Origin of the sequence: Saliniramus sp. (genome assembly GCF_035311605.1) — a bacterium.
Lineage (GTDB): Bacteria > Pseudomonadota > Alphaproteobacteria > Rhizobiales > Beijerinckiaceae > Saliniramus.
Map to the genome: position 1 here is coordinate 1 of NZ_DATGCW010000173.1, position 2356 is coordinate 2356.

Annotated in this window: 2 protein-coding genes; both read left to right on the forward strand. The window is 66.2% G+C overall.

Translation table 11 applies throughout. The features are described 5' to 3' along the window. Positions 1–23: 23 nt before the first annotated feature. Positions 24–1232: a malate--CoA ligase subunit beta gene (locus tag VKP01_RS08110; RefSeq protein WP_324411647.1), complete on the forward strand. Its 1209-nt coding sequence runs from the start codon at positions 24–26 to the stop codon at positions 1230–1232. Continuing rightward, a complete protein-coding gene (gene sucD, locus VKP01_RS08115) occupies positions 1232–2113 on the forward strand; it encodes a succinate--CoA ligase subunit alpha (protein WP_324411646.1) in 882 nt (293 codons plus the stop codon). Before VKP01_RS08110 ends, sucD begins: the two co-directional genes overlap by 1 nt. Positions 2114–2356 lie beyond the last annotated feature (243 nt).

The window sequence follows — 2356 nt, forward strand, 5'->3', positions numbered from 1 at the left end:
GCCGACGCCATCGCCGCAAAGGGATAAGGGAGGAGAACCAGATGGATATCCACGAATTCCAGGCCAAGGACCTGCTCAAACGCTTCGGCGTGCAGGTGCCGCGCGGCGGCATCGCCTACAGTCCCGAACAGGCGGTCTACCGCGCCTCGGAACTTTCGGGCGACAAATGGGTGGTCAAGGCGCAGATCCACTCCGGTGCCCGCGGCAAGGCGGGCGGAGTGCGGATCTGCAAGTCCGAGAAGGAGATCAGCGAGGCGGCATCCTGGATGCTGGGGCGGATGCTGGTCACGCATCAGACAGGGCCGCAGGGCAAGCTCGTCAGCCGCCTCTATGTCGAGGAAGCGACCGATATCGCGCAGGAAATCTATCTGGCCTTCGTGATGGACCGCAAGGAAGAGCGCGTGGTCGTCGTGGCCTCGGCGCAGGGCGGCATGGAGATCGAGGAAATCTCGGCGCAGGAGCCCGAGTCGATCATCCGCTCGGTGGTGGATCCGGCGGTGGGGATGCAGGCATTTCAGGCGCGCGAGATCGCCTTCTCGCTCGATCTCGATCCGGCGCTCATCCCGCAGGCGGTCAAGACAATCATCGGCTGTTACAAGATGATGGAGGAAACCGACGCCAACATGGTCGAGATCAACCCGCTCGTCGTCACCGGTGCGGGCGAGATCGTGGCGCTGGACGCCAAGGTGAGCTTTGACGACAACGCGCTCTTTCGCCGCCCCGAAATCTCGGAGTTCCGCGACAAGAGCCAGGAGGATTCGCGCGAGACCTTCGCCAGCGATCGCGGGCTGAGCTATATCGGCCTCGACGGCGAGATCGGCTGCATCGTCAACGGCGCGGGCCTCGCGATGGCCACGCTCGACATGATCAAGATGGCCGGGGGCGAGCCTGCCAACTTTCTCGACGTGGGCGGCGGTGCCAGCCCCGAGCGCGTGCTGATGTCGTTCCAGGCGGTGCTCAACGATCCCAATGTCGAGGCGATCCTCGTCAATATCTTCGCGGGCATCAACCGCTGCGACTGGATCGCCGAGGGGGTGATCCGCGCGGTGCGCGAGCTGGAGCTGACCATGCCGCTGGTGGTGCGTCTGTCCGGCACCAATGTCGAGGAGGGCCGCCGTCTCATCGCCGAGAGCGGTCTGCCCATCCAAACCGCCGAGAGCCTCGCCGACGCTGCCGAGAAGGTGGTGGCGGCGTGGTCTGCCGCTCGCAAATCGGAAAAGGGAGCCGCCTGATGGCCATTCTCATCGACACATCGAGCCGCGTCCTGGTCACCGGGCTTACGGGCCGCATCGGCAGCTTTCACACCGCCGACATGATCGGTCACGGCACCAACGTGGTGGGCGGCGTGACGCCGGGCAAGGGCGGCACCACGCACGACGGGCTGCCGGTATTCAACACCGTCAAGGGCGCGGTGGCCGAGACCGGGGCCGATCTCGTGATCTGCTTCGTCCCGCCCCCCTTCGCCGCCGACGCGATAATGGAGGCGGCGGATGCAGGCATCCGCACCTGCGTGTGCATCGCCGACGGCATCCCGGCGCGCGACATGATCCGCGTCAAACGCTACATGCGCCGCTACAAGGCCGAGCGCCGGATGCGCCTCATCGGCCCCAACTGCGCCGGAATCATCACGCCCGGGCAGGCCTTTGCCGGGCTGATGCCTCCCGCTATCTACATGCCGGGGCGCGTGGGGATCGTCGGGCGCTCGGGCACCCTTGGCTACGAAGCGGCAAGCCAGATGAAAGAGCGCGGCATCGGCGTCTCCACATCGGTGGGTATTGGCGGCGATCCGATCAATGGATCAAGCTTTCGCGACATTCTCGAACTCTTCGAGACCGACCCCGAGACCGACGCCGTGGTGATGGTGGGCGAGATCGGCGGCCCGCAAGAGGCCGAGGCCGCCGCCTATATCCGCGACCACATGACCAAGCCGGTCGCGGCCTATATCGCCGGTCTCTCGGCCCCCAAGGGGCGGCGCATGGGCCATGCCGGGGCGATCGTCTCGGCATTCGGCGAATCGGCGCAGGAAAAGGTGGAAATCCTCGGCGACGCGGGCGTGACCATCGTGCCCACGCCTTCCGCCTTCGGCGAGGTCGTGGCAAAGATGGTGGCCTGAGCAGGCCACCGCGCGCCGGGGCCTCACCCGGCGCGCAGCCGCCCCGCCGCCAGTGCCGATGCAGCAATCATTACGCTCGCCGTGCCCAACATCAGCGGCAAGCCGCCCGCCCGCATTAGCCATGTAGTAGAAGCCGACGTCCATCGTGACCCGTTCGACCTGGGTGAAGGCGAGGATCAGATAGGAGTGCAGCGAGGAATTCACGGCGAAGAGCACACCGAAGGCCAGCAGCCCCGCCACCAG

Coding starts and splice junctions, on each gene's coding strand:
- sucD (WP_324411646.1), top strand. CDS start 1,232: ATGGCCATTCTCATCGACACATCGAGCCGCGTCCTGGTCACCGGGCTT.